29 protein-coding genes are annotated in these 25,484 nt (G+C 61.1%); 14 read left to right on the top strand and 15 right to left on the bottom strand.

Annotation, left to right across the window (positions count from 1 at the left end):
• Positions 1 to 59: 59 nt before the first annotated feature.
• From nifE to modC, 10 genes are read left to right on the top strand one after another with little or no spacing between them, the layout of a single operon-like run.
• Positions 60 to 1,439, top strand: a complete 1,380-nt coding sequence (nifE, locus tag RC54_RS12755; protein WP_058895555.1) for a nitrogenase iron-molybdenum cofactor biosynthesis protein NifE — start codon at positions 60 to 62, stop codon at positions 1,437 to 1,439.
• A gap of 4 nt (positions 1,440 to 1,443) precedes the next feature.
• Entirely contained in the window at positions 1,444 to 2,832 is a 1,389-nt protein-coding gene (gene nifN / locus RC54_RS12750; RefSeq protein ID WP_058895554.1) for a nitrogenase iron-molybdenum cofactor biosynthesis protein NifN, read from the top strand.
• Positions 2,829 to 3,230 (top strand): nitrogen fixation protein NifX, encoded by a 402-nt coding sequence (gene nifX, locus RC54_RS12745; RefSeq protein ID WP_006463095.1) that lies wholly within the window; start codon positions 2,829 to 2,831, stop codon positions 3,228 to 3,230. The genes nifN and nifX overlap by 4 nt, the downstream gene beginning before the upstream one ends.
• 3 nt (positions 3,231 to 3,233) lie before the next feature.
• The gene (locus RC54_RS12740; protein ID WP_013234815.1) at positions 3,234 to 3,704 is read left to right on the top strand and encodes a NifX-associated nitrogen fixation protein; all 471 of its coding nucleotides are present in this window, start codon (positions 3,234 to 3,236) and stop codon (positions 3,702 to 3,704) included.
• 26 nt (positions 3,705 to 3,730) lie between these two features.
• Positions 3,731 to 3,937 (top strand): CCE_0567 family metalloprotein, encoded by a 207-nt coding sequence (locus RC54_RS12735; RefSeq protein WP_058895552.1) that lies wholly within the window; start codon positions 3,731 to 3,733, stop codon positions 3,935 to 3,937.
• The gene (fdxB, locus tag RC54_RS12730; protein WP_006463098.1) at positions 3,934 to 4,239 is read left to right on the top strand and encodes a ferredoxin III, nif-specific; all 306 of its coding nucleotides are present in this window, start codon (positions 3,934 to 3,936) and stop codon (positions 4,237 to 4,239) included. Before RC54_RS12735 ends, fdxB begins: the two co-directional genes overlap by 4 nt.
• Positions 4,240 to 4,299: 60 nt before the next feature.
• On the top strand, positions 4,300 to 4,899 hold the full coding sequence (locus tag RC54_RS12725) for a nitrogen fixation protein NifQ (RefSeq protein WP_061789579.1): 600 nt from the start codon (positions 4,300 to 4,302) through the stop codon (positions 4,897 to 4,899).
• A 47-nt stretch (positions 4,900 to 4,946) separates the two neighbouring features.
• Positions 4,947 to 5,702, top strand: a complete 756-nt coding sequence (gene modA / locus RC54_RS12720; RefSeq protein WP_061789580.1) for a molybdate ABC transporter substrate-binding protein — start codon at positions 4,947 to 4,949, stop codon at positions 5,700 to 5,702.
• Positions 5,703 to 5,709: 7 nt separating this feature from the next.
• A complete protein-coding gene (modB, locus tag RC54_RS12715) occupies positions 5,710 to 6,462 on the top strand; it encodes a molybdate ABC transporter permease subunit (protein ID WP_017453294.1) in 753 nt (250 codons plus the stop codon).
• Entirely contained in the window at positions 6,459 to 7,577 is a 1,119-nt protein-coding gene (modC, locus tag RC54_RS12710; protein ID WP_061789581.1) for a molybdenum ABC transporter ATP-binding protein, read from the top strand. The genes modB and modC overlap by 4 nt, the downstream gene beginning before the upstream one ends.
• An 81-nt stretch (positions 7,578 to 7,658) precedes the next feature.
• Here modC and RC54_RS12705 read toward each other — a convergent pair whose 3' ends face one another.
• The 14 genes from RC54_RS12705 to RC54_RS12640 all read right to left on the bottom strand — a co-directional run bounded on the left by RC54_RS12705 (position 7,659) and on the right by RC54_RS12640 (position 21,126).
• Positions 7,659 to 7,952 (bottom strand): ferredoxin family protein, encoded by a 294-nt coding sequence (locus RC54_RS12705; protein WP_006463103.1) that lies wholly within the window; start codon positions 7,950 to 7,952, stop codon positions 7,659 to 7,661.
• The gene (locus RC54_RS12700) at positions 7,949 to 9,247 is read right to left on the bottom strand and encodes an FAD-dependent oxidoreductase (RefSeq protein ID WP_058895548.1); all 1,299 of its coding nucleotides are present in this window, start codon (positions 9,245 to 9,247) and stop codon (positions 7,949 to 7,951) included. Before RC54_RS12700 ends, RC54_RS12705 begins: the two co-directional genes overlap by 4 nt.
• A 20-nt stretch (positions 9,248 to 9,267) precedes the next feature.
• Positions 9,268 to 10,362, bottom strand: coding sequence for an electron transfer flavoprotein subunit alpha/FixB family protein (locus RC54_RS12695; RefSeq protein WP_058895547.1), 1,095 nt, complete (start codon positions 10,360 to 10,362; stop codon positions 9,268 to 9,270).
• A 31-nt stretch (positions 10,363 to 10,393) separates the two neighbouring features.
• On the bottom strand, positions 10,394 to 11,239 hold the full coding sequence (locus tag RC54_RS12690) for an electron transfer flavoprotein subunit beta/FixA family protein (RefSeq protein ID WP_013234807.1): 846 nt from the start codon (positions 11,237 to 11,239) through the stop codon (positions 10,394 to 10,396).
• A 22-nt stretch (positions 11,240 to 11,261) separates the two neighbouring features.
• Positions 11,262 to 11,591, bottom strand: a complete 330-nt coding sequence (gene nifW, locus RC54_RS12685; RefSeq protein ID WP_013234806.1) for a nitrogenase stabilizing/protective protein NifW — start codon at positions 11,589 to 11,591, stop codon at positions 11,262 to 11,264.
• Positions 11,592 to 11,658: 67 nt separating this feature from the next.
• The gene (gene nifV / locus RC54_RS12680; RefSeq protein ID WP_058895546.1) at positions 11,659 to 12,789 is read right to left on the bottom strand and encodes a homocitrate synthase; all 1,131 of its coding nucleotides are present in this window, start codon (positions 12,787 to 12,789) and stop codon (positions 11,659 to 11,661) included.
• Positions 12,790 to 12,998: 209 nt separating this feature from the next.
• Positions 12,999 to 13,337, bottom strand: a complete 339-nt coding sequence (fdx, locus tag RC54_RS12675; protein WP_058895545.1) for an ISC system 2Fe-2S type ferredoxin — start codon at positions 13,335 to 13,337, stop codon at positions 12,999 to 13,001.
• Positions 13,338 to 13,388: 51 nt separating this feature from the next.
• Positions 13,389 to 15,317, bottom strand: a complete 1,929-nt coding sequence (gene hscA, locus RC54_RS12670; protein ID WP_061789582.1) for a Fe-S protein assembly chaperone HscA — start codon at positions 15,315 to 15,317, stop codon at positions 13,389 to 13,391.
• A gap of 3 nt (positions 15,318 to 15,320) precedes the next feature.
• A complete protein-coding gene (gene iscA, locus RC54_RS12665) occupies positions 15,321 to 15,641 on the bottom strand; it encodes an iron-sulfur cluster assembly protein IscA (RefSeq protein ID WP_013234802.1) in 321 nt (106 codons plus the stop codon).
• 12 nt (positions 15,642 to 15,653) lie between these two features.
• Positions 15,654 to 16,016, bottom strand: coding sequence for an iron-sulfur cluster insertion protein ErpA (gene erpA / locus RC54_RS12660; protein ID WP_058895543.1), 363 nt, complete (start codon positions 16,014 to 16,016; stop codon positions 15,654 to 15,656).
• A 43-nt stretch (positions 16,017 to 16,059) separates the two neighbouring features.
• The gene (iscU, locus tag RC54_RS12655) at positions 16,060 to 16,509 is read right to left on the bottom strand and encodes a Fe-S cluster assembly scaffold IscU (protein WP_013234800.1); all 450 of its coding nucleotides are present in this window, start codon (positions 16,507 to 16,509) and stop codon (positions 16,060 to 16,062) included.
• Positions 16,510 to 16,522: 13 nt separating this feature from the next.
• Entirely contained in the window at positions 16,523 to 17,746 is a 1,224-nt protein-coding gene (locus RC54_RS12650) for an IscS subfamily cysteine desulfurase (RefSeq protein ID WP_058895542.1), read from the bottom strand.
• Positions 17,747 to 18,409: 663 nt separating this feature from the next.
• Complete coding sequence (locus RC54_RS12645; protein ID WP_058895541.1) at positions 18,410 to 19,912, bottom strand: amidohydrolase family protein; 1,503 nt, start codon at positions 19,910 to 19,912, stop codon at positions 18,410 to 18,412.
• 92 nt (positions 19,913 to 20,004) lie between these two features.
• Positions 20,005 to 21,126 carry an FAD-dependent oxidoreductase gene (locus RC54_RS12640; RefSeq protein ID WP_061789583.1) on the bottom strand — a complete coding sequence of 374 codons (1,122 nt, stop codon included), beginning with the start codon at positions 21,124 to 21,126 and terminating at the stop codon, positions 20,005 to 20,007.
• Between the two features lie 270 nt (positions 21,127 to 21,396).
• On the opposite strand from RC54_RS12640, the gene RC54_RS12635 reads away from it, so the two are divergent.
• From RC54_RS12635 to RC54_RS12620, 4 genes are read left to right on the top strand one after another with little or no spacing between them, the layout of a single operon-like run.
• Complete coding sequence (locus tag RC54_RS12635; protein ID WP_058895539.1) at positions 21,397 to 22,560, top strand: alpha/beta hydrolase family protein; 1,164 nt, start codon at positions 21,397 to 21,399, stop codon at positions 22,558 to 22,560.
• Positions 22,557 to 22,862, top strand: a complete 306-nt coding sequence (locus RC54_RS12630) for a subunit of meta cleavage enzyme (RefSeq protein WP_058895538.1) — start codon at positions 22,557 to 22,559, stop codon at positions 22,860 to 22,862. The genes RC54_RS12635 and RC54_RS12630 overlap by 4 nt, the downstream gene beginning before the upstream one ends.
• A complete protein-coding gene (locus tag RC54_RS12625) occupies positions 22,855 to 23,682 on the top strand; it encodes a DODA-type extradiol aromatic ring-opening family dioxygenase (RefSeq protein ID WP_058895537.1) in 828 nt (275 codons plus the stop codon). The genes RC54_RS12630 and RC54_RS12625 overlap by 8 nt, the downstream gene beginning before the upstream one ends.
• A gap of 1 nt (position 23,683) precedes the next feature.
• On the top strand, positions 23,684 to 24,463 hold the full coding sequence (locus tag RC54_RS12620; RefSeq protein ID WP_058895536.1) for an alpha/beta fold hydrolase: 780 nt from the start codon (positions 23,684 to 23,686) through the stop codon (positions 24,461 to 24,463).
• Between the two features lie 68 nt (positions 24,464 to 24,531).
• Here RC54_RS12620 and RC54_RS12615 read toward each other — a convergent pair whose 3' ends face one another.
• On the bottom strand, positions 24,532 to 25,407 hold the full coding sequence (locus RC54_RS12615; RefSeq protein ID WP_058895535.1) for a helix-turn-helix domain-containing protein: 876 nt from the start codon (positions 25,405 to 25,407) through the stop codon (positions 24,532 to 24,534).
• Positions 25,408 to 25,484 lie beyond the last annotated feature (77 nt).

Below are 25,484 nucleotides of genomic sequence, written 5' to 3'. Positions count from 1 at the left end.
AAGGCCTGGCGGAATGCGTAGTCCCCCGGCACCAACCCAGGCAAGCACGGAGAGCGATCATGACGGCCTTGAAGCTGAAGATCCAGGAAGTCTTCGAAGAACCAGCCTGCGAGAAGAACCAGGCCAAGATGGAGAAGCAACGCAAGGCCGGCTGCAGCAAGCAGCTGGCGCCGGGCGCAGCAGCTGGCGGCTGCGCCTTCGATGGCGCCAAGATCGCCTTGCAGCCCATCGTGGACGTGGCCCACCTGGTGCATGGTCCGATCGCCTGCGAAGGCAATTCCTGGGATAACCGCCATGCGGCTTCGTCTGGTGTCCAGACTTATCGCACCGGCTTCACCACCGACATCAATGAGATCGACGTCATCTACGGTGGTGAAAAGCGGCTTTATAAGGCGGTCAAGGAAATCATCGAAAAATATGATCCGCCGGCGGTGTTCGTCTACCAGACCTGTGTCACCGCCCTGACCGGCGACGATATCGAGGCCGTCTGCAAGGCCGCCAGCGCCAAATTCGGCAAGCCGGTGATTCCGGTCAATTCGCCCGGCTTTGCCGGGGTCAAGAACCTGGGCAACAAGCTGGCCGGCGAAGCCTTGCTCGATTACGTGATCGGGACGGTCGAACCCGAATTCACCACGCCCTACGACATCAACATCATCGGCGAATACAACCTGTCCGGCGAGTTGTGGCAGATCACGCCCTTGCTCGATGCCATGGGCGTGCGGGTGCTTTCCTGCATCAGCGGCGATGGCCGCTATCGCGAGATTGCCTCTTCGCACCGCGCCCGGGCATCGATGATGGTGTGTTCCAAGGCCATGATCAACGTGGCGCGCAAGATGGAGGAGCGTTACGGCATTCCCTTCTTTGAAGGGTCTTTCTATGGCATCGGTGACGTCTCCGATTCGTTGCGCCAGATCGCGCGCCTGCTGGTGCAGCAGGGTGCACCAGCCGAGTTGACCAACCGCACCGAAGCCTTGATCGCGGTGGAAGAGGCGCGCGCCTGGAGTCGTCTGGCGCATTACAAGAAGCGCCTGGCGGGCAAGCGTGTGCTGTTGATTACCGGCGGTGTGAAGTCTTGGTCAGTGGTAGCGGCCTTGCAGGAGGTCGGCATCGAAATCGTCGGCACCAGCGTGAAGAAATCGACGCGCGAGGACAAGGAGCGCATCAAGGAAATCATGGGCGATGAAGCCCACATGATCGACGACATGACGCCGCGCGAGATGTATGCCATGTTGAAAGAGGCACGCGCCGACATCATGCTCTCGGGCGGACGTTCGCAATTCATCGCGCTCAAGGCCAAGATGCCCTGGCTGGACATCAACCAGGAGCGCCATCATGCCTATGCCGGCTATGAGGGCATGATCACGCTGGTCTCGGAAATCGATCGCGCCCTGTACAACCCGGTGTGGGAGCAGGTGCGCGCACCGGCCCCCTGGGAGTAAGGACATGGCCATCGTCGAAACTTCCTCCAAGGCCGCAGCCGTCAACCCGCTCAAGATGAGCCAGCCGCTGGGCGCGGCCTATGCCTTCCTGGGCATGAACCGCTGTATGCCGGTCATGCATGGTTCCCAGGGTTGTACCTCCTTCGGGCTGGTATTGCTGGTGCGCCATTTCCGCGAAGCGATTCCCTTGCAGACCACCGCCATGAATGAGGTCTCCAGCATCCTGGGCGGAATGGAGAACATCGAAAAGGCGGTCTTGAACATCCGCCTGCGCGCCAAGCCGGACCTGATCGCCATCTGTTCCACCGGGCTGACCGAAACCAAGGGCGATGACGTCAATGCCTATCTCAAACTGATCCGCCAGAAGCATCCCGACCTCGCCGATACCGCGCTGGCCTATGTCTCCACGCCTGACTATACGGGCGCCTTCCAGGATGGCTGGGCCAAGGCCGTGGAAGCATTGATCCGGGCGCTGGGTGAGCCGCAGCCGGGCATCCAGACGCGCGCCAAGCAGGTCAATCTGCTGGCCGGGTGCCATCTGACACCAGCCGACATCGAAGAATTGCGCGACATCGTGCAATCCTTCGGACTGGAACCGATCGTGTTGCCGGATGTGTCCGGTTCGCTCGATGGCCATCTTCCCGACAATTTCAGTCCGACCTCGATGGGCGGCACCACCCTGGCTGACATGCGTGCGCTGGGCGCTTCCATCGTCACCATCGCCATCGGCGAACAGATGCGCGCCAGTGCCCAGGCCGTGCAGGAGTTGGGCGGGGTGCCTTATGTGGTATTCGACCGGCTCACCGGCCTGCAGGCCAATGACCGTTTCCTGGCCTATCTGGAATATGTGTCGGGCCAGCCGATTCCGGCGCGCTACCGGCGTCAGCGCAGCCAGTTGCAGGATGCCATGCTGGATGGCCATTTCTTCTTCGGCGGGGTCAAGGTCGCCATCGGTGCCGAGCCGGACCTGTTGCTGTCACTCTCGGCATGGCTGGCCGAAATGGGCTGCGAGATCGGCTGTGCCGTGACCACCACGACCTCGCCGGTGCTCGATGGCGTACCCGCTGCCCGGGTCGTGATCGGCGACCTGGAGGACCTGGAGCAGGGCGCCCGCCGAGCCAGCGCCGGTCTGCTGGTAACACATTCGCACGGACGCCAGGCGGCCGAGCGCCTGCATATTCCCTTCCATCGCGCCGGCTTGCCCATGTTCGACCGTCTGGGGGCCGGGCACTGTCTTTCGGTCGGCTATCGCGGCACGCGTGGATTGATTTTCGAGATCGGCAACCTGTTGCTGGCCGCAGGCCATGCACATACCCCGGATGACTGGCAGCTGCCGCAGAGCACGCGCGATGCCCTGGCGCTGGCCACGTCCGTTCAAGGAGAAAGCTCATGAAAGTGGCATTTGCAACCCAGGATCTGCAACGCGTGGATGCGCATTTCGGCTGGGCCAAGAACCTGGCGGTGTTCGAGGTCTGGCCCAATGGCTACAGCTTCGTGCAGACCCACAGCTTCGACGGCGATCTCAAGGAGGACGGCGACGAAGACAAACTGGCCCCCAAGATCGAGGCCATCAAGGATTGCGCCATCCTGTACGTGGCCGCCATCGGTGGCTCGGGCGCGGCGCGGGTGGTGGCCAACCGTATCCACCCGGTCAAGGTGGCGCAGGCCGAACCTATCCTGGACATCCTCGACAAGCTGCAGGAAGTGCTCAAGGGCACACCGGCACCATGGCTGCGCAAGGCCATGCAAAAGGGCCAGGAACGCGACATCAACTTTGAAGAGGAAGTGTGAACCATGACTGCCATCGCCACTCAAGAGGCCCCGGCCGCCATCGACAGCCCATTCGTGCAGGAGCTCATCAAGCAATGGCGCGCGCAGGATACCCATGGTGCCTGGGACGGCAAGAGCAACGCCGACCTGCTGGCGCCCTACATCATCACGCGCGAGCAGCGCCGCGAGATTCCCATCATCGGCGACCCCGATCCTGAAACCCTGTGGCGCCTGGAACTGTTCTACAACGCCGTGGGGCTGGCCATCGAGCGCCAGACCGGCAGCATCGCCACGCCGATGATGAAGATGTCGCATGAGGGCTTCGGACGCATGGTGCTCATGGCCGGGCGCCTGGTGGTGGTCAACAAGCACTTGCGGGATGTGCATCGATTCGGCTTCGAAAGCGTGGACAAGCTGGCCGAGGAGGGCGACAAGATCGTCACGGCCGGGGTCGAGATGATCCGGCAGTTCCCCGAGGTGGTCAATTACGGCTGAGGGCATCGGCCCCAAGGAGAACGGACATGCAGGACAGGGAAGCGCTCAAGGCGCAAGTCAAGAAGCTCAACCAGCAGGCCACCGCCTTGAAGATGGATCTGCACGATCTGTCCGAGGATTTGCCGACCGGCTGGGAAAACATCCTGGAGGTCGCGCAAAAGGCCTACGATGCCCATGCCGCGCTGGCCCAGGCAAGGCGCGCACTGGAGGATGAGAAGGAAAGACAGCCATGACGACATTCACGGTCAAGCTTCCCGGCGGTGCCGACTGGACGCCACAGTTCGTCGGCCAGATCAATGAAGACAAATGCATCGGCTGCGGCCGTTGCTTCAAGGTATGCGGCCGCGACGTGCTGGCCCTGGTCGGTATCAATGACGAGGGGCAACGCATCGCAGTCGATCCTGATGATGACGAGGATGAGGAGTACGAAAGAAAGATCATGACCATCGCCAACCGTGACAATTGCATCGGTTGCGAGGCCTGCTCACGGATTTGTCCCAAGAAGTGCTACACCCATGGGAGCGCGCAGGTCTGATTGTCCATTTCCCTTTGAAGCTTTTTTCGTTCTCTGACACCGACCCAGGAGGCCCCAAAAATGAGCTACAGCCAGGCAGGTTATGTGGAATTGATGGAAGCAGCGCGCGACCCGGACCATGTGGTGACGCTGGCCTTTGCCGGCCTGATCGCACTGGCCGATCATCGTCCGGCCCCCTATGACGTACCCATCGCCGCGCTTGATGCGGATGCCCTGACGGCCTTGCGTGAACGCTATTTCCCGGAGTTGACGGCGCCTCTGTATGGCTCCCGCAGCGCAGTGGCCGGCGAGGCCTGTGCACCGCCACCGATCGACGAATTCGATGACCTGCTGGCCATGCTGATGGATTGTCGTACCTACGACGACCAGGAAAGTACCTGGCTGGCCCACGCCATTGCCACGGCCTGCATGGGTTCCAACCATCTCTGGCAAGACATGGGCTTGCCAAACCGGACGGCCTTGTCACGGCTGATCAGTCATTACTTTTCCGTCCTGGCCGAGCGCAACGTCAGCGACATGAAGTGGAAGAAGTTCTTCTATCGGCAATTGTGCGAACGCGAAGGGCTGGTGCTGTGCCAGGCTCCCAGCTGCGGCAATTGCTCCGATTACCTCAAGTGCTTCGGTCCGGAAGACGCCAATCCATTGCTCGGCTTGAACTGAGCTGGCGCTGACGTCTTCATTCGCATCTTTTTTCAAGGAAAAAGTCCATGTTGCGCACCCTGATGCTGGCCTGTACCTGGCTGTGGCTGTTGATGCCAGTTGTCCATGCCGAGGAAATCCACGTGGCCGTGGCAGCCAATTTCACCCAGCCGTTCAAGCAGATTGCCGCCGCGTTCGAGCAGGCCACCGGTCACAAGGTGGTGGCGGCGTTCGGCTCTACCGGCCAGTTCTATGCCCAGATCAACAATGGCGCGCCATTCGAGATATTGTTGGCGGCGGACGCCGACACGCCCGCTCTGCTGGAAAAGCAGAAGACCGCGGTAGCCGGCACACGCTTCACCTATGCCCGCGGCAAGCTGGTGCTCTGGAGCGCCAAGCCGGGCGTGGTGGACGCGCAGGGCGAGATCCTGAAGAAGGGCGCCTTCGAGCATCTGTCGCTGGCCAATCCCAAGCTGGCGCCGTATGGCCTGGCGGGCGTGCAGACGATGCAGAAGCTGGGGCTTGAAGAGACCTTGCGGCCCAAGATCGTGCAGGCAGAAAACATCAACCAGGCTTACCAGTTCATCGCCAGCGGCAATGCCTTGCTCGGCTTCGTGGCCTTGTCGCAAGTGGTCAGGAACGGACAGATCGCCGACGGCTCGGCCTGGATCGTGCCGGCCGAGCTGTATGCACCGATCCTGCAGGACGCGGTCCTGCTGGAAAAAGGCCGTGACCATCCGGCCGCGCTGGCGCTGATGACTTACCTCAAGAGCGAACCGGCGCGCCAGGTCATCCGTGGCTACGGCTACGAGCTCGATCGCTAGGCCAGCCATGTGGTTGACCGCCGAAGACTGGAGCGCGGTGCGCCTGACACTGAGCCTGGCCAGCATCGTCACGGTGCTGCTGCTGTTGCTGGGGACCCCGCTGGCCTGGTGGCTGGCACGCACGCGCTCGGGCTGGCGCCATGGGGTGGCCGCAGTGGTGGCCTTGCCGCTGGTATTGCCGCCGGCCGTGCTGGGGTTTTATCTGTTGGTGCTCATGGGACCGCAAGGGCCGGTGGGCCAGCTCACCCAGGCATTGGGGCTGGGCTTGCTGCCCTTCAGTTTTGGCGGACTGGTGCTGGCCTCGCTGCTCTATTCGATGCCCTTCGTGGTCCAGCCCTTGCAGAACGCCTTCGAGGCCATGGGCGAACGGCCCATGGAAGTAGCGGCGACCTTGCGCGCCTCGCCGCTGGATGCCTTTTTTACCGTGGCCGTACCCTTGGCCGGGCCGGGCTTTCTGACGGCGGCAGTGCTCGGTTTTGCCCATACCGTGGGCGAGTTCGGCGTGGTGCTGATGATCGGCGGCAACATCCCCGGCAAGACACGGGTCTTGTCGATGCAGATCTATGACCACGTGGAAGCCTTCGAATACGCCCAGGCGCACCGCCTGGCGGGCGCGATGCTGGTGTTTTCCTTCCTTGTGCTATTGGTGATGATGCGTCTGGGGCGTGCCGGCAAGACCAGGCTCAAGGCAGGCAAGAGTGGCCGCGCACCGCAGGAAGCTACGGCACAATCCGGCGATGCTACCAGGAGGACGACATGAAGCAAGCCATGGTTGGGCCCAGCATCGCGCAGCCCGGGATCATCGCGAGGATGGCCTATGGCTATGGTGGCGCGGGCGAGTTCCAGCTTGACCTGGATCTGAAATTGCCGGGGCAGGGCGTGAGTGCCTTGAGCGGCCCCTCCGGCTGCGGTAAGACCACCTTCCTGCGCTGCATGGCGGGCCTGCTGCGTCCGAGCCGAGGTTATCTGGAGGTCAACGGCGAAGTCTGGCAAGATTCGCAGCGCCAGTATTTTTTGCCGACCCATCGGCGCGCGCTCGGATATGTATTCCAGGAGGCCAGCCTGTTGCCGCATCTGTCGGTGAGCCGCAATCTGGATTATGGTGCGCGTCGCAGCGGGGCCGTGTCCAGCGCCGCGTCACGCCAGAAGATCATCGACCTGCTGGGTATCGCTGCATTGCTGCAGTCCATGCCCTCGGCCTTGTCAGGCGGAGAGCGCCAGCGCGTGGCCATGGCGCGCGCCCTGTTCACGGCACCGCGCCTGTTGCTCATGGACGAACCGATGGCCGCGCTGGACAACGAACGCAAGCGCGATATCCTGCCTTACCTGGAATGCCTGCGCGACGAGCTGGCCATTCCCATCCTCTACATCAGCCACCATCCCGAGGAAATCGCGCGTCTGGCCGATACGCTGGTATTGATGCGGCAAGGCCGCTGCCTGGCCAGCGGTCCTCTGACGACGCTGCTGTCACGGCTGGATCTGCCCCTGGCCCATGCCGAGGATGCCGGGGCCGTGATCGAGGCCAAGGTCGCCGCCCATGACGAGACGTATCACCTGACCAGGCTGGTGCTGGCCGGTGGCGAGATCTTCGTGCCGCGACGTGAGTTACCTGTCGGTCAGCCGGTGCGGCTGCAAATCCATGCGCGCGACGTCAGCCTGGCGTTGAGCCCCAGCCATGACAGCAGCATCCTCAACCGGCTGTCGGCCACGGTGCTCAAGCTGGCACCGGCGCAGCATCCGGCCCACGTGCTGGTCGTGCTGGATGCCGGCGGAGAACAACTGCTGGCGCGCATCACGCGGCGCTCCTGCGATCAACTCGCCCTGGTACCGGGCCAGCCAGTGTGGGCGCAGATCAAATCGGTGGCATTGTTGTAGACGTGATGCAGTTGCTTGATTCTTGATATCACGTGAAGAGCCGCAGCCGTGTTGGCGATGCGGCCTTCTCTCAGCGTCCCCTCAGCCGAACTTGAACAGGATGCCATAGCCGCCACGTGGATATTCCCAGGCCACGTTGCGGTGTTCGGTGCAGATCACGCGGCAGGTGCCGCATTCCAGGCAGCCATCGGTGGTCAGCAGGATCTGGCCCCCGCCTTCGGCGGTATAGCAACCGGCCGGGCAGCAAGTCAGGCATTGCTGGGTCTTGCATTGATCGGCGCATACCGACTGGTTCTTGATGGCGATATGCGGACGGCCGCTGTCGATCTTGTAGCGGTTCTGGAACAGTTTTTCCTCGACCTTGGACGTGCTCATTCGAAAGCCCTCCACATTTTGTAGGCATCACCCACCAATCCGAATAAGGAGCGCCGCTGGGTGAAGCTGCGCCGGATGTCTCGTTCCTTGGATTTCTTGTCGGTCCCGTCGACCTTGAGCATGTGGTGCGCCGCCTGGTTGAGCAGTTCGGGGTAGGTGTTCAGCAAGTGCGGATTGCGATGGAAGATGCCGGGCAGGGCGCGGTATTTCTTCATATCCTTGATGACGAAGCTCTCGTTGAGGGCGGCGCGGTAGCGTGCCAGGTTGCGTTCGTTCATAGGCAGGCCTTCGGCACGCAGGGCGATCACGGTTTCGGCTGCCAGGCGACCGCTGGTCATGGCGAGGTTGGACCCTTCACGATGTACCGCGTTGACGAACATGCCGGAGTCGCCGACGACAATCCAGCCACTGCCATAGAGGCAGGGAATGGAGTGGTAGCCGCCCTCGGGAATGAGGTGGGCTGCATACTCCTTCATTTCTCCGCCTTCGAGCAAGGGAGCGATAGCAGGATGGGCCTTCATGTCTTCCAGCAGTTGGTAGGGCGAGCATTTCTGTCGTTTGAGGTCGGACAACATGCAGCCCACTCCGATGGTCACCGAGTCGCGGTTGGTGTAGAGGAACCCGGTACCCATCATGCCCTTGGTGATCTTGCCGACCATCTCGATGACCACGCCGGCGTCGCCGCTGACGTTGAAGCGGCTGGCAATGGTTTCTTCGGGCATGAAATGGATTTCCTTGACTGCCAGCGCCACCTCGGCCGGATCGAGCTCGGGGCGAAAGCCGGCCTTGCGGGCCAGCACTGAATTGACGCCATCGGCCAGCACCACGATGTCGGCATAGATCGAGCCGCCCACGCGATCGGTCTGCACGCCCACGACGCGCTGGCCATCCATGAGCAGATCGGTCACGGTGGTCTCGCAGATCAGCAGGGCGCCAGCCTCTTGTACCTTCTGCGAAAACCATTTGTCGAACTGGGCGCGGATGATGGTGTAGCGGTTGTAGGGCGGTTTGTTGAAGTCTTCCGAGCGGTAATTGCCGCCGATAAAGGACTGGTCGTCGAGCACCCACATGCGTTGCTCGATGATGTGGCGTTCCAGCGGCGCGTCTTCGCGAAAGTCGGGAATGATACGTTCCAGCGCATCCGAGTAGAGGATGGCGCCTTGCACGTTCTTGGAACCGGGATATTCCCCTCGTTCGATCTGCAGCACCTTCAGTCCGGCCTTGGCCATGGTGTAGGCGCAGGCATTGCCGGAGGGGCCGGCGCCGACTACGATGGCATCGAATTTTTCAGTCATGCTGTTCTCCCTGTTGTGGCTCAGCTCGCCATGCGCATCGTGGTCAGTTGTTGACGGAAGGCCTCGGTCAAGGCTGGCAGGATGGTCATGGCATTGCCGACGATGCCGTAGCTGGCGAAATCGAAGATGGGGGCGTTGGGATCACTGTTGATGGCAATGATCACGTCTGAATCGGCCATGCCGACACGGTGCTGGATGGCGCCCGAGATACCGGCCGCGATATACAGCTTGGGCCGCACGGTCTTGCCGGATTGCCCGACCTGGCGCTCGGCCTGGACCCAGTTGGCTTGCACCACCGGACGCGTGGCCCCCACCTCGGCCCCCAGCACCATGGCCAGATCCCAGATCAGCTGAAAATTCTCGGCCCGCTTCATGCCGCGTCCGCCGGCCACGATGATGTCGGCAAAGGGTAGCTGCGGCTTTTCCTGCTGATTGTCGGGGATGTATTCCAATACCTTGGTGATGATGTCGCTCTCGACCAGGCACAGCGGGTGTTCGATGATCTGGCCGCTGCGGCTGCGGTCGGGCTCCGGCATGGCCATCACGCGCGGCCGCACGGTGGCCATCTGCGGCCGGTAGTTCAGCGTCAGGATGGTACACAGCAGGCTGCCGCCAAAGGTCGGACGCGATGCCGCCATGCTGCGGTTTTCCATGTCGATGGTGAGCCCGGTGCAGTCGGCAGTCAGGCCGGTCTTGAGCGTGGTGGCGACACTGCCGGCCAGGTCGCGTCCTTGCGCGGTCGCTCCCAGCAGCAGGATTTCCGGCTGATAGCGGTTGACCAGATCGGTAAGGCCCTTGGTGAAGGGCTGGTTACGATAGGCCGACAGGGTAGGGTCGGCCATCAGGTAACAGCTATCGGCACCATGGTGGAACGCCTGTTCGCAGAACTGGCGGGTCGCCAGGTCGGGCGCGCCCAATACCACGCCCGAGAGTGACACGCCGAGCTGGTCGGCCAGCTTGCGGCCTTCGCCCAGCAGCTCCCAGGAGACCGGATGGACTTCGCCGCGCTCGTGTTCGATGAATACCCAGACGCCTTGATAGGCCTTGAGGCGTTCGTCCAGTTCGTATTTTCCCTTGCCGCCTTTGCGCTCTGGAGCAGGCTTCTCTTGGTTCATGCTGTGCCTCGTAGAATCGATGTGGGGTGGATCAAGCGACCTTCCTGGCAATGGCCTCACCCAGTTTCGGGTGTTGCGTGAAGAGCTTGCCGACCAGGGTGACCGCCAGGTCGCGCGCTTCGTCGCCTTCGGCCGTGATGATCTCGGCGCGGCGCGCGTTGGGCTTGGGCGCAAACACCTTGCTCACCACGGTGGGCGAGCCCTTCAAGCCGATCTTGCTGATGTCCTCGATGCCGGCAGCGGTACGGTCCCAGGTACGGATCGGATGGCGGGCGGCGCGGAACATGTTTTCCATGGTGGCAAAGCGCATCTCGTTGCTGCCTTCGAGCATGGTGATGAGGCAGGGCAGCCGGGTCTGGAGCACCTGCACCCCGCCTTCGGCACGGCGCTGGATGACGATTTCGCGCGCAATCGGGTCCAACGACACGATCTTGGAGACATAGGTCAGCAATTGCAGATCGAGCCGCTTGGCGATGCCCGGGCCGACCTGGGCCGTATCGCCGTCGATGGTCTGCTTGCCGGCCAGGACCAAATCGACCGCCTGGTCTTGCGAGATGCGCTGGATAGCGGAGGCCAGGGCATAGGACGTGGCCAGCGTGTCGGCACCGGCAAAGGCGCGGTCGGTCACCAGGATGGCGTCATCGGCGCCGAAGGAAATGCATTTGCGCAGCGCTGCCTCCGCCTGCGGTGGGCCCATGGTCAGCACCGTTACCCGTCCGCCGACCTGATCCTTGATGCGCAGGGCTTCTTCCAGGGAAAACAGGTCGTAGGGGTTGATGATGGCCGGCACACCCTGGCGCATGATGGTGTTGGTGACCGGATGCACGCGGATCTGGGCGCTGTCGGGTACTTGCTTGATACAGACGACGATATGCATGGTGTTCTCCAAAAGGGCAGGCTCAGGCCTTGGCCGGCAGGGACATGCGCAGCATCTCCAGGGATACCGACTTGCCGTGGGCATCCTGGAAAACCTTGAAAACCTTTTCCTGTGCCGGTGTGGAATGGACGAAGTCGTCATAGGCGGCGGCCAGCATGGCACGCAGCTTCTTGAACATCTCCACCTCGTCCAGCTCATCCAGCCCGCGCTCCTGGCGCATGTACTGGTAGAAGCGCTTCAAGATGTGCAGGCGATTGACGTTCACGACCGCTTGCTGGTAAGGCACCCCGAAGAAATCGAGGAACTCTTCGGCGGCGGACAGTTGCTTCAGTTTTTCGGCCAGGGTCAGCATGACGGGCTCTCTTTCTGGGTTGAGAGGAACACAGGCGCAGCGCGCGGAAACGGGCGAAACCAAATGCTTACATCTGGCTGGCCGCGCAGGCGCCACTTTCCAGGAAAAATCGCGTAAGTTCATCTTCGCTGGGCGCCGCCTTGGCCACCATGGTGTGATCACGGATGCGCAGGAGCATGGCTTGTGCCTGGCTGTCCGAGAGCAGTATTCCCATCTTGGCGAAGGCATCCTTGACGCCGCGCGAGCCGGAATGCTTGCCCAGCACGATGTGATGGCTGCGGCCCAGTTCGGCCGGGCTGAAGTGTTCATAGTTGGCCGGGTTCTTGAGCAGGCCGTCCACGTGGATGCCCGATTCGTGCGTGAACACGGCTTCGCCGACGATGCTCTTGTTGGGCGCCACCGCCTTGCCGGAGGCCTTGGCCACCAGCCTGGAAATGGCCGGAAGCGAACGTGTATCGACCTGGCTCTCAATGCCATGCAGATGGCGCAAGCCCATCACCACTTCTTCCAGCGGGGCATTGCCCGCGCGCTCGCCCAGACCGTTGACAGTGGTGTTGACGTGGCTGGCGCCGGCATTGATGGCGGCCAAGGTGTTGGCCGTGGCCAGGCCCAGGTCGTTGTGGGCGTGCATTTCCAGTTCGATGTCGACTTCCTGGCGCAACTGGCGGATCACTTCATAGGTCGCAAAGGGATCGAGCAGCCCCAGCGTATCGGCAAAGCGGAAGCGCCGGGCGCCGGCGGCCTGGGCCGTCTCGATCACCCGCAACATGAAGTCCAGGTCGGCGCGAGAGGAATCCTCGCCACCGAGGCAAACCTCCATGCCCAGGTCCAGTGCCTTGGGCAGGAAATAACGTATCTGCGCCAGCACCCAGTCGCGGTCGCGTTGCAGCTTGTGCTGGATATGGATGTCCGACACCGGCATAGACAGGTTGACGATATCGGCGTTGCAGCGCGCGGCGGCAGCCAGGTCGGCTTCGCACATGCGGCCCCACACCATGGTCTTGCTGCGCAGGGGCAGCGCGGCGATGGCCTGGATCACCTCGATTTCGGCCTCGCCCATGATGGGAATGCCGATTTCCATCTCCGGCACGCCGATCTCATCAAGGGCGCGCGCGATGGCGATTTTTTCTTCCGCTGTGAAGGCAACACCGGCAGTCTGTTCGCCGTCGCGCAGGGTAGTGTCATTGATTGTGACCATCTCGGATTCTCCGGCAATGCGATACGAAAAATGTCTTCTGATCCTGATTTAGCAATTCATGTGCCAATCGGATTTGCAAAATAAATTCCTTAAAAATCAATGTGATAAGCGACTCTTCTGGTGTTTTGCGGTAGTCCGCGGCCCTTGTCACTTTTGTCGTGTTTGTCGTGTCTTGTCCGGCCTTGCCGCCCCGGCACACCGCGCAGTCCTCAGTCCCGTTCGCGTGCCAGATTGACGGTGTAGAGCGGCAGCTCGATCACCAGGTCCTGCTGCCTGAGTACCACCTGGCACGCCAGGCGCGACTGCGCGCTCAAGCCCCAGGCACGGCCCAGTTGGTCTTCCTCATCATCACTGGCCGGCGCCAGAGAGTCGAAGCCTTCGTGGACGATCACATGGCAGGTGGAACAGGCACAGGATTTTTCGCAGGCGTGCTCCAGTGCGATCCCGTTCTTGAGCAAGGCATCGCACAGGAACTGGCCGCTGCGCGCATCGAAGCTGCTGCCTTCGGTGCACAGGACGGGATGGGGACGAACGGTGATGTGCGGCATGGCAGCTCCCGATGAGGCCGGGATGGCCCCGGTCAGGGTTGGAATATCAAGTCATGAGGCCAGGTCGATGGCGTCGAGGCGCTGACCTGAGAGGGCCAGCGAGACACTGGCATTCATGCGCCGGGCGGCGAATTCCTGGGTGGCCTGGTTCAGGGCATCGCAAGCTCGGCCGAGCGCAGCGATGTTGTCGTCATTGGCTTCGCGTGCTGTCTCGATCAGTTCCGTCAGGGCATAGAGGTGCTGGCGGATGTGCGCCTGTTCGGTGGCGCTGAGCAGGCTGTGGCCGTCGCGCTTGAGGGCGGCATCGGTGGCGTCGGCCACCTGGCGGGCATTGACCTGGGCTTCACGCAGCGTACGCATCTTCATGTCATCGGTGGCGTGCCCTGCGGCTTCGGAGAGCATACGGGCGATGTTGGCGTCATCCAGTCCATAGGAGGGCTTGACGGTGACAGCCGCTTCCACGCCGGTGCTTTGTTCGCGTGCCGAGACCGACAGCAGCCCGTCGGCATCGATCTGGAAAGTCACGCGGATACGGGCCGCACCGGCCACCATGGGAGGAATACCGCGCAACTCCAGGCGCGCCAGAGAGCGGCAATCGGCCACCAGTTCCCGTTCGCCTTGCAGCACATGCACGCTCATGGCGGTCTGGCCATCCTTGAAGGTAGTGAATTCCTGCGCCCGTGCCACCGGAATGGTGGAGTTGCGCGGGATGATCTTTTCCACCAGGCCGCCCATGGTTTCCAGCCCCAGCGAGAGCGGACAGACGTCCAGCAGCAGCCAGTCGCTTTGCTGGCGATTGCCGGCCAGGACATTGGCCTGCATGGCCGCGCCCAGCGCCACGACCTGGTCTGGATCTAGATCGGTCAAGGGCGGTTGGCCGAAAAAGTCGGCCACGGCGGCGCGCACCTGCGGCATCCGGGTCGATCCTCCGACCAGGACCACGCCGTCGATCTCAGAGACGCCTAATCCTGCGTCGCGCAGCGCCTTGCGGGTGGGCAGCAGGGTACGGGCCAGCAAGCCCTGGCTGATGGACGCAAATACCTCGCGCGTCAACGCCAGTTGCACGGCCTGCCCTGAGGACAGGTTCAGTTCGATGGTCGCGCTGGTCTCCCGGCTCAGGGTTTCCTTGGCCTGGCGCGCAGCAGTGAGCAGGCGCCGGGTATCTTGCGAGGTGAGCCCTGCACTTGCCAGCGGACTCTGGTCGAGGACCCAGTCATGGATGCAGCGATCAAAATCATCGCCACCCAGAGCGCCATCCCCATTGGTGGCCAGCACTTCAAAGACCCCGCGTGAGAGCTTGAGGATGGAAATGTCAAAGGTGCCGCCCCCCAGATCATAGATGGCGAACACGCCTTCGGCAGCCTGGTCGAGGCCATAGGCGATGGCGGCGGCCGTCGGTTCATTGAGCAGCCGCAGCACATTCAGGCCGGCCAGACGCGCGGCATCCTTGGTGGCTTGGCGCTGGGCGTCATCGAAGTAGGCCGGCACCGTGATGACCGCACCACTCAGTTCGCCCCCCAGCGAGGCTTCGGCCCGCTGGCGCAATACCCGCAGGATGTCGGCCGATACGTCGATGGGTGTCTTGATACCCGCAGCGGTGTCGATCTGGACCAGGCCGGGCTTGTCGATGAAGGCATAAGGCATGTCAGCGCTGTTGCCTGCGCTGATGTCGGCGCGGTCACGCCCCATCAGGCGCTTGATGGAGGACAAGGTATTGCGCGGATCATCACTCTGCGCGGCCTTGGCGGCATGGCCGACGACGGTCGGCGGCCGGTCTGCCGGCTGCAGGGAATGGGCCGGCAGATAGCGCACCACCGAGGGCAGCAGCGCCTGCCCGGCCTCATCCGGCAGGATGCGGGCCTGGCCGGACTGGACCGTGGCCACCAGCGAATTGGTGGTGCCCAGGTCAATGCCCACGGCCAGCCGGTGCTGGTGCGGCGCCGTGCTGCGGCCAGGTTCGGCGATCTGGAGCAGGGACATGGCCTAGACCGCGAAGCTTTCGCCGCAGCCGCACTGGTTCTTGGCGTTGGGATTGTTGAACTTGAAGCCTTCGTTGAGCCCTTCGCGCACGAAGTCCAGCTCGGTGCCATCCAGGTAGGGCAGGCTCTTGGGATCGATCAGTACGGTCACGCCATGGCTTTCGAAGCGCACATCCTGCGGCTCGGCGACGTCGGCATATTCGAGCGCGTAAGCCATGCCGGAGCAGCCGCTGGTCTTGACTGCCAGGCGCAAGCCGACAGCGCTGCGCTTGGCCAGGAAGGCGTGCACGCGGCGCGCGGCGTTTTCAGTGAGGGTGATGCTCATCGCCGTCTCTCCTCAAACCGAGAATGAACTGCCGCAGCCACAGGTGGTGGTGGCATTGGGGTTCTTGATGATGAAGCGGGAGCCTTCCAGGCCTTCTTCGTAGCCGATCTCGGCACCATTGAGGTATTGCATGCTCATGGCATCGACCAACAGCGAGACACCGTTGCGCTCGATGCAGAAATCGTCTTCGTTGACGGCATCGTCAAAGGCAAAGCCATATTCGAAGCCGGAGCAGCCGCCACCGCTGACGTAGATGCGCAGCTTGAGGTCAGCATTGCCTTCTTCGCTGATCAATTCACTGACCTTGGCCACGGCCGAGTCGGTAAAGATGAGGGGGGCGTCGGCGGTGATGGTGTCGATATCGGTATCGGACATGATGGACCTCCAGGAAATGGGGATGGGAACCGGCCGTGCCGTCTCAGTCGGCGATGGGCGCGCAGATCGGGTATTGCTTGGGGGCCGGAGCCGCCTGCTGCACCTCGGGCGCAGCGTCATGCCGGCTGCGGTAATCCGCCACGGCGGCCTTGATGGCATCTTCGGCCAGGATGGAGCAGTGGATCTTCACCGGCGGCAAGGCCAGTTCGTCGGCGATGGCGGTGTTCTTGATGTCCAGCGCCTGGTCCAGGGTGCGTCCCTTGAGCCACTCGGTCACCAGGGAGGAAGAGGCGATGGCCGAGCCGCAGCCGTAGGTCTTGAATTTGGCGTCTTCGATGATGCCGTTGTGATCGACCTTGATCTGCAGCTTCATTACGTCGCCACAGGCGGGAGCACCGACCATGCCGGTGGCCACGCTGGTGTCGTCCTTGTCAAAGCTGCCGACGTTGCGCGGGTTTTCGTAGTGGTCCATCAATTTGTCGCTGTAAGCCATGATGTGCTCCTTGTCAGTGTGCAGCCCATTGCACCGTGGAGAGGTCAATGCCGTCCTTGTACATATCCCACAACGGCGAGAGTGCGCGCAGCTTGCCCACCTTTTCACGGATCACGTTCACGGTGAAGTCGATCTCCTCGATGGTGGTGAAGCGGCCGATGGAAAAACGGATGGAACTGTGCGCCAGTTCATCCGACATGCCCAGTGCGCGCAGGACATAGGAGGGTTCCAGGCTGGCCGAGGTGCAGGCAGACCCGGAGGACACCGCCACATCCTTGATGGCCATGAGCAGCGATTCGCCCTCGACATAGTTGAAGCTGACATTGAGGTTGTGCGGCACGCGACGCTCCAGGTCGCCATTGACGAAACATTCCTCGATATCGGCAAAGCCCGCGTGCAGGCGGTCGCGCAACATGCGGATGCGTTCGTTCTCGGTGCCCATGGCCAGGCGTGCCAGTTCGAAGGCTTCACCCATGCCGACGATCTGGTGAGTGGCCAGGGTGCCCGAGCGCAGGCCGCGTTCATGTCCGCCGCCATGCATCTGCGCCTCCAGCCGTACGCGCGGCTTGCGTCCTACGTACAAGGCGCCGATGCCCTTGGGACCATAGGTTTTGTGGGCGGAGAACGACATCAGATCGACCTTGAGGCTGGCCAGGTCGATGGCCACCTTGCCGGTGGCCTGGGCGGCGTCCACGTGCAGGAGCACGCCGCGTGCGCGGCAGATGTCGCCCAATGCGGCGATGTCCTGGATCACGCCGATCTCGTTATTGACGTACATCACCGAGGCCAGGATGGTATCGGGCCGCAAGGCTGCTTCGAAGGCGACCAGGTCGAGCAGGCCGTCGCTGCCGACTTCCAGGTAGGTCACTTCAAAACCGCGGCGCTCCAGCTCGCGCATGGTGTCGAGCACGGCCTTGTGTTCGGTCTTGACGGTGATGAGGTGGCGGCCCTTGCTACGCAGGAATTCAGCGGCGCCCTTGATGGCCAGGTTGTTGGATTCGGTGGCGCCGGAGGTCCAGATGATTTCGCGCACGTCGGCGTTGACGAGTGCCGCGACTTGCTCGCGTGCATGTTCGACCGCCGCTTCGGCGGCCCAGCCGAAGCTGTGCGAACGGCTGGCTGGGTTGCCCGGAATATCGGTTAGATAGGGAATCATCTTTTGCGCAACGCGCGGATCGACCGGAGTGGTCGCCGAATAATCCAGGTAGATCGGTAGCGATAAGGAAGAGGAGGGCATGGTGGCTCCGGCAAACTGTGTGGGAGAACGGGTCTGTGCCTGGCTGCGGTAGGAGCTTCAGCAAAGAGCGTGCCATGCAAGGATTTGCATCTAAGCTACTGAATACAAAGGAATAAATTAATTTTTTGGTAGGTAGCATTCCGTCTGACGGATTGTCGTTTTTGTTGGATTTGTGACGACAGGACGAATTCGATGTGTTTTTTTATGACCGTCGAGTGACTATGCCAAGCTTAGCTCGTTTCCATACGCCAGCAGATAACACCCGGCCATATAACAGTCACCAGTTGGCCGGAGCATTTTCTTTGCTTCTGCGTAGAACTCATTTCATCAATAGGCGTGAGTGCGAGCGAGTCCCGTTTGGGATGAAGTGCAAGGCGCGAATTTGGGTCAAGACTGGGCGTCTTGACCCAAATTCGTAACGCAGCAATTCGCCCAAACGGGCCGCTCCCTTCGGGTTCTGCTCAGAAAGGGCGCTGGCCGCGTTGCGCTCCTTGCCAGCGCCCTTTCTGGGCAGAACGCATCTCACGCCTATTGATGAAATGAGTTCTAGTTACCCCAAATTGCATGAATACCTGGTTCGATATACAAAACAGCTGACCGCTCATTTCCTTTTGAGATGCTCTGATGGAGGATGAGCGGCCAGGTTGTTGGAACGCTAGCCGGTCAGGTCTTCGCCATACCGAGCGGAGGGAGCTTCGTGCGCGCCCGCAGACCTTGCAAGGCGGTACTTGCGGTCCTCATCAGTTCAGGGACGTTGACCGTCGTCAGTGTCCCTTTGCGCTTCAGAATCCGCCCGTCGACGAGCACGGTGTCGATATTCTCTGGCCGTCCCGAGGAAACCAGCAGCCATGCGGGATCGATATCAGGGGCAATCTGCATGTTGATGTCGCTCTTGCGAACCATGATGAGGTCGCCACGCTTGCCTGGCGTCAGCGAGCCAGTCACGTCCTGCAGGCCGTGGGCGACGGCGCCGCCGAGGGTTGCGATCTGCAGGAGTTCGCGTGCGGTCGGCAGGTTGCTGCCGTTGGCCCGCATGTGGGAAGCGGCCCACTCGACACGCATGTTGGTGAACATGTCGGCGGCAGCCTGTCCAGATGTATCGACAGAGAACGACAGTTTGATCCCGGCGGACATCGCCCCTGGGACCGGCGGCACCAAAGGCAATGTCATGGGGTCGATCGTTGGACTGAGGGCCACGGTCGTGCCTGCCTCGACAATCTGGCCGAAGTAGGGTTCGATGCCGTTGCCGTGCAGTAGCTGTACGTCCGGGCCTAACAACTTCGCGTCGATCAGGAAGCGTACTGAGTCTGGACTGTCAGGCCCCGTTGCAAGTTCATGAATCGAGATCGGAAGTCCCAGCTTACGGGCTTTTACCATCTCGGCGGCAACACCGGTGATGGTTTGCGGGCCGACTCCGGCTGCTGTGGAGGCGATGCCATAGGTCATCATGCGGTCGCCGGCAGCAAACCATTGCTTCTGTACACGCACCACATCGTCCCAAGGAATGCTGGGCAAACCGAAAGGAGCGCCGTAACTCCAGCGGAATCGCACACCTGAGGCGACATGCGCGGCAAGCTCTGCATCGGCATGGGCTGGTGATCGTACGTTGTTGGCCCAATTGTGCACCGTGGTGATGCCGCCATTGATCGCCTCAGCCAATGCCAGCCGTACGCCAGCCACGCTATCCTGCGGCGTGTAGGCAGGCCCCAGCCGACCATAGATTTCAAAGTAGGTATAGCCAGGTTTGTCGTTGACCAGGCCGCGCCACAGCGAGTTCATCATGTGCCAATGGCCATCGATGAAGCCAGGCATGACGATGCAATCGGTGGCGTCGATGATTTCTGCGGTCTGAGAAGAAATCGAGCGACCAACACTGAGAATGACGCCGTCTTTTACATGAACGTCGCCCGTTGCAAATTCTCCGATAGCCGGATCCATGGAGAGGATATAGCCATTGCGGAAGATATATTCCCCCCTCTTGGGCAAGGGCGACGTTGCCTGCTCCTTAGGCTGCGCATTGGCGCAGATGGCTGCTACGGGGCTGGCCAGCAAGGCGCCAGCAGCGCTGGTCTTGACTGCGGTATGAAGAAAATTCCTGCGGTGCGCATCTGCCGGTTGGGAATCCGTACTACTCTCGGTAAACCCTTTTTTGTACTTATCCACCATGATGTCTCCTTAACTGGTCGTTTGGGAAATGCTGAACTGGAGCGAGAAGGTCCTCTGCGTTGAGGCCGGAACCGTTCGTCCAGGGATTGGGTTTAGATCGGTTCTGCCAATGTCTTCAAGGACTGTTCAACAAGGATGGTCTGCTCGGCAATAGGCCGGCCAGCTTGCTCTCGCCGGCCGATCTCCATGGAGTTTTTCACGACCAGCAGGCAACGTTCATAGCGTCGCGACATATAGCGCTGCAAGGCGTGCTCAATCCTGTTCTCCTTTCCCAGTTCTTCTGCCAGGACCAGCGCATCTTCGGCGGCCAGGCCGGCGCCTGAGGCCAGTTGAGGCGTAGTCGGGTGGGCGGCATCACCGATAAGCAGGACCCGGCCCTTGAACCATGGACCGGGCAGCAGGAATGCCTCCAGCGGGCGGTGAACGATGGTGTTTTCGGCACTGAGGGATTGGCCGATGTCACGGATGATGCCGCCATAAGGACGCGTCAGGCGCGCCAGTTCTGCAGGGAGATCGTGGTCGGGAATGCGCCGTTTTTCCTTGGAGTTCTCCAGCAGGAACATGTACATCCGATCCTGGGACACCGGAGTCAGGCCGACCTTGTAGGGGCCGCCCAGGAAGAAATGGCGCCGGTCGATTTCTGGAGGACGGGGTAGTTGTGCGCGCCAGGCGCTCTGCCCGGTGTATTGCGGAAGGGGAGCATCGGGAAAGAGTAGGCCGCGTATACGCGAAAACAGGCCATCTGCACCGACCACGAGATCGTAAGCGGCTTTGCTGCCATCAGTGAGTTCCACGTCGACCTGATCTGGCGTTTGTTCCAGCTTGTCCACCGACAGGCCCAAACGCACATTGACCCCCGCAGCCAGCACCTTGTCTGAAAGAATCTTGTGCAGTACGGGGCGCATGATGCCGCCACAGCCGGGAATACCATCTTCCAGACGAACGGGAGTAGGCAGTACAGCCAGACGCGCGCCTTCGGACGAGCATACCTGGATGCCGGTACCGGTATATGCCTGCGCCTCGATGTCGGGGAGCACGCCGAGGGCCTTGAAAGCCCGCAGGGTCGGTCCGGTAATCGTGATGCCGGCCCCATACACACGCCATTCAGGATCAAGGTCAATGAGATCCACCCGATGGCCAAGCCCGGCCATTGCGATGGCTGTCGACATGCCACCAACGCCTCCGCCGACGATGAGGATATTTTTCTGTTGCATCGATACGAGTCTCCAGTTGCCGGACCTTGCGTGACGATGCCGCCGCGAAAGGCCAGGATGTTGTTCATTTCAGCAGCGTAACTGGGTACATGGAGAAAATTTGCCTGAACTCGCGATGCTATTTGTCTCTGAGCGAAGCAGGGGGATGGCGATGCTGCGCTGAAAGTCAAAAGGGATAGCACAAGCGGCAAAGTGGTTTGCTACCGTGCGTCTAGGATGACACTCCCGGACCCATGTGAGAAAGGGTCTGCAACTGACAGAGGTGACGAATTGAGCAATGACGCAGAGAAGACGGGCGCCGTACAGGGGCGCCCCAAGACGCTGGCTGAAGCCAAGCAATGGATGCTGGACAAGCTTGCAGCGAAGGTACATCCGATGAATCAGGTGCCGCAGGACGAAGGAGCGCGCCTGATCGAGTCGCTGCAGGGACTGGACGGCGCATCATGGGCGGCCGTATGGGGCAAGGCGGGTGACGAGACGCGTGCGCAGGCCGATCTGGCCAGTGAGCGCGGCCAGGACAAAGAGGCCGCAGCTCTTTACATGAAAGCCAGCGGATTCTATTTCATGGGCCGCTTTCCCTGCCCTAACCATCCCGATAAGGAACGCTGCGCCCAAGCCGAGCGCGAAACCTATGTGCTGGCGGCCTCCTATTGGGATAACCCGGTACGGCGCGTCACCATTGCGTTTGACGGACGCAGCGGAGAGGGCAAGGAAGTCGTATTCCTGATCCGTCGTCCTCACGGGGTGGAGCGCCCGCCGGTGGTAGTCATGTGGGGTGGCGTAGACGCATGGAAGGAACAGATGACCGCAGCGTGCAATGCCTTCCTGGCCGCTGGTGTCGCAACCATCGCTATGGACAATGCCGGCACGGGTGAGTCGCCGGTCAAAGGCGTCCAGGATGCAGAGCGCCAGTTCCTGCCGGTGTTCGAATGGGCTGCTGCCCAGGAGGATCTGGATGCCGCCAAGGTTGGCATTCTGGGCCGCTCCTTTGGCGGCTACTGGGCGACCAAACTTGCGCACCTGCACCCGGAACGTATCAGTGCTGCCGTGAACTGGGGTGGTGGCGCTCACTATATGTTCCAGGCAGATTGGATTGAATCGTCCCGCTACCCTGACAGCTACCTGATGGAACTGGTTGAAACCCGCCAGCGCATGCTGGGTGCCACGACAGATCAGCAATACATCGACGGCTTCAGGCGCTTGTCCTTGCTGGACCAGGGTCTGCTGGACCGGCCCAGTGCACCGATGTTGCTGGTCAACGGCAAAGAAGATAAACAGTGCCCTCCGGCTGACCTCCATCTGCTGACCGAGCACGGTTCTCCCAAAGCCGTCCGTCTGTTCCCGGGCGGCCATATGGGCAACACCCCGCAGACCTTGCCGACCATCGTTCAGTGGCTTTCTACCCATGTCAAAAACAAGATGGAGGCAGCATGAGCGAGAACTGGGTCCAGCAGATTCCTTCGCAGGCCGCCTACTGGATGAACAAGGTGCTTTTCGAGGTTCACCACAATGACGGCCATCTGAAACGCTACCTGGCGTCCCCGAACGATTATCTGTCAGCCGTACCCATGCCGCAGCACCTGCGCGTGGCGGTGCGTGACAACGACATTGGTGCCATGTATCTGGCCGGTGCCAACCCCTATCTGCTCAGAGCGCACTGTCTTGGCTTGCGCATCCCGGAGCAGGATTTCCTGGCTTCCCTGAAGGCCGTCACAGGAGGAAAAAAGAATGGCTGAACTCGTAGGAATCTATGCGGCGAGCCACACGCCAGTCATGCTGAATTTCCCGGATGCGATTCCCGATGATGACCGGGAAGCCATTTTCGGTGCGTTCAAGGACATGGGCCAGCGCATTGCTGACTCAAGACCAGATACGGTGATCGTCATTTCGGATGACCACATTCACAACTTCTTCTTCAATAATTTTCCAGCGTTCTGCATTGGCGCCGCTGATAGCTACCGTACACCGGTTGAGCATTGGCTCAAGGCAGATCCGCAAGTATTGCCGGGTGACGCGGCCTTGGGTGCACATCTACTTGGAGAGGCGCTGCAGAACGGCTTTGATCCCTCGTTTTCGATTGAACTGATACTCGACCACGGTTCGCTCACTCCGCTCCTGTTGGCGGGCCTCGTGCCGCATGTGCGCGTGGTTCCGCTGCTGGTCAATTGTGTCCAGCCGCCGTTGCCAACCATGAGACGCTGCGTTGAGTGGGGAGCATTCTTGCGCAAGGCCATCGATAGTTACGATGCCAGCCAGCGTATCGCTATTCTCGCTACCGGAGGGATTAGTCACGACATCGCTACGCCTCGGATGGGTATGGTCAATGAGGATTTTGACCGCCAGTTTCTGGACAATCTGCGTAGCGGCAATACGGATGCCATCGTGGCGCATGCGACAAACCATGTCGCCGAGGCTGGCAATGGTGCTGAGGAAATTCGCAACTGGCTCATTGGCCATGGTGCGGCCGCCGGTGCTCGGTTTGAATCGCTGTACTATCAGGCGGTTTCCAAGTGGTACACCGGGATCGGCTTGGCGCGATGGAGTGTGAAAGACTGATATGGACACGGAAATTGTTTCTCTCGCCGCCGAATCACTGAGCAATGCAGAGCGCCATGCTGTCGTATTGCTGCATCCTGTCTGTGTCAATCGTGATATCTGGCGCTTGCAAGTGCCAGTCTGGTCGCAGTCCTTCCGTCTTATACTGGTCGACCTTCCCGGCCACGGGCTGAGCAAGGCACTCGGCGGCCAACCTACTCTGGCCGACTTCGCGCGCGGACTGGCGCTCACCCTGGACCGTACCGGAATCGGCCAGGTATCGCTGGTGGGCGTATCGCTCGGCGCAATGGTCGCACAGGCATTTGCGTTGCAGTTCCCGGAGCGCATCCGAAAACTGGTGCTGGCCAATGCTGGCGCAGTGACTCCCGAGCCTGTCATGCAGATCTGGGGCGCGCGTCAGCGAAGCTATGTTGAGCTTGGGTCCGAGCAGCACGTGCGATCGACCATCGAGCGTTGGTTCGATCAAGACTACCGTGAGCGCGCACCGCTGACCGTGAACTGGGTCGAGTCTCTTGTGCGAAGTACTTCGCAGGAGGGCTATTTCGAGGCGGTCGATGCGATCAAGCGTTTGGACCACGCGTCACGATTGCGAGAGATATCCGCACCTACGCTAGTGATTGCCGGCGAAAAGGATGCGGCTGTCAGCCCGGAAATCTGCCGCAAGCTGGCCGATGCCATCCCCGCCGCCCGGTTGACGATACTGCCAGCCGGCCATCTCAGTAATATCGAAGCGGCAACCGAGTTTGCCGAAGTGGTTGGGCAGTTCCTGCTGGCTGATTAAGCGGCGGACAGCCGCCGAAGGCATCGATCCGCTGGTCAGGATCGATGCCTTCGGCACGCAAGCGTCCGTCACCCGTGCATCTTCCTGTACGCGCGTGGCGTCATGTTGAACTTTTCCTTGAAGGCACGGCTGAAGTGGGCGACGTCGCTGAATCCCCACCCGTAGGCAATCTCGCCGATTGGCCGATTCGATAGCTGACGTGACACCAGGTCTTCCCGGCATCGTTCCAGTCGTTCCGACCATACCCACTTCATCAGCGAAGTTTGTTCGGCGGTGAAGAGCTGATAGATGTGGCGCGTCGATAATTGGACAGCCTGCGAAATCATTTCTGCATCCAGCGATGAATCGTGCAGGTTGTCGCGGACAAATGCCCGGATACGCTCAAGGTGGAATAGCTGCAACCTGGAAGGGCAGGCCATCATTTCCTTGTCGCAGTGCGACAGCGCAATCGCAAGCGAATAAGGAAGCGCCTGAGCAATACGGGCTGCAGTATTTTCGTCGAGCTCGGTGGCCATCTCGAACATCTCATCGCTCATTGCCCGAAAGATTGCTCCTGGTCCGCAAGCCGTCTCGATGCGCACTGCCGTGCGCCGGTCTGCATCAGGCATGACCCGCTTCAGAAGCTCGGAGTCAACGTAGGTGGAGTGCGTCACCATATGTCCGGTTTCGATGCGAAATGGCGAACCCAGGTCGATGAGCACCATGTCTCCGGGCCGTAGATGACTGTGGCGCCCACCTTGAGACACACTGGCTTCCCCCTCCTTTTGAATCGTGACCAACCATCTGCGCGTGTCAGCGCGGCTCGCAGGCGCGGAAGTCTCATGGGGAGAAAAGCGGATGGAAGCAAATTGCAGGCTTCTGCCGCAATAAGCTTGCATGTGAGTGCTCAAGGGCTGGTCTTTGCCTGAGTCCAGCGACAGGCCAATGGAAAAAAGGCTGGCCATCTGCCGTTCGAATAATCGCGCTCCCTCACGGGATGGATTCTCAGTAGTAGAGAAAGTGCGAATCAAGATATTTGTCT

It is taken from the genome of Herbaspirillum rubrisubalbicans (genome assembly GCF_003719195.1).
Taxonomy (GTDB): Bacteria; Pseudomonadota; Gammaproteobacteria; order Burkholderiales; family Burkholderiaceae_D; genus Herbaspirillum; species Herbaspirillum rubrisubalbicans.
The sequence above is the reverse complement of the archived record's forward strand: the minus strand, read 5'-3'. Positions and strand labels throughout refer to the sequence as shown.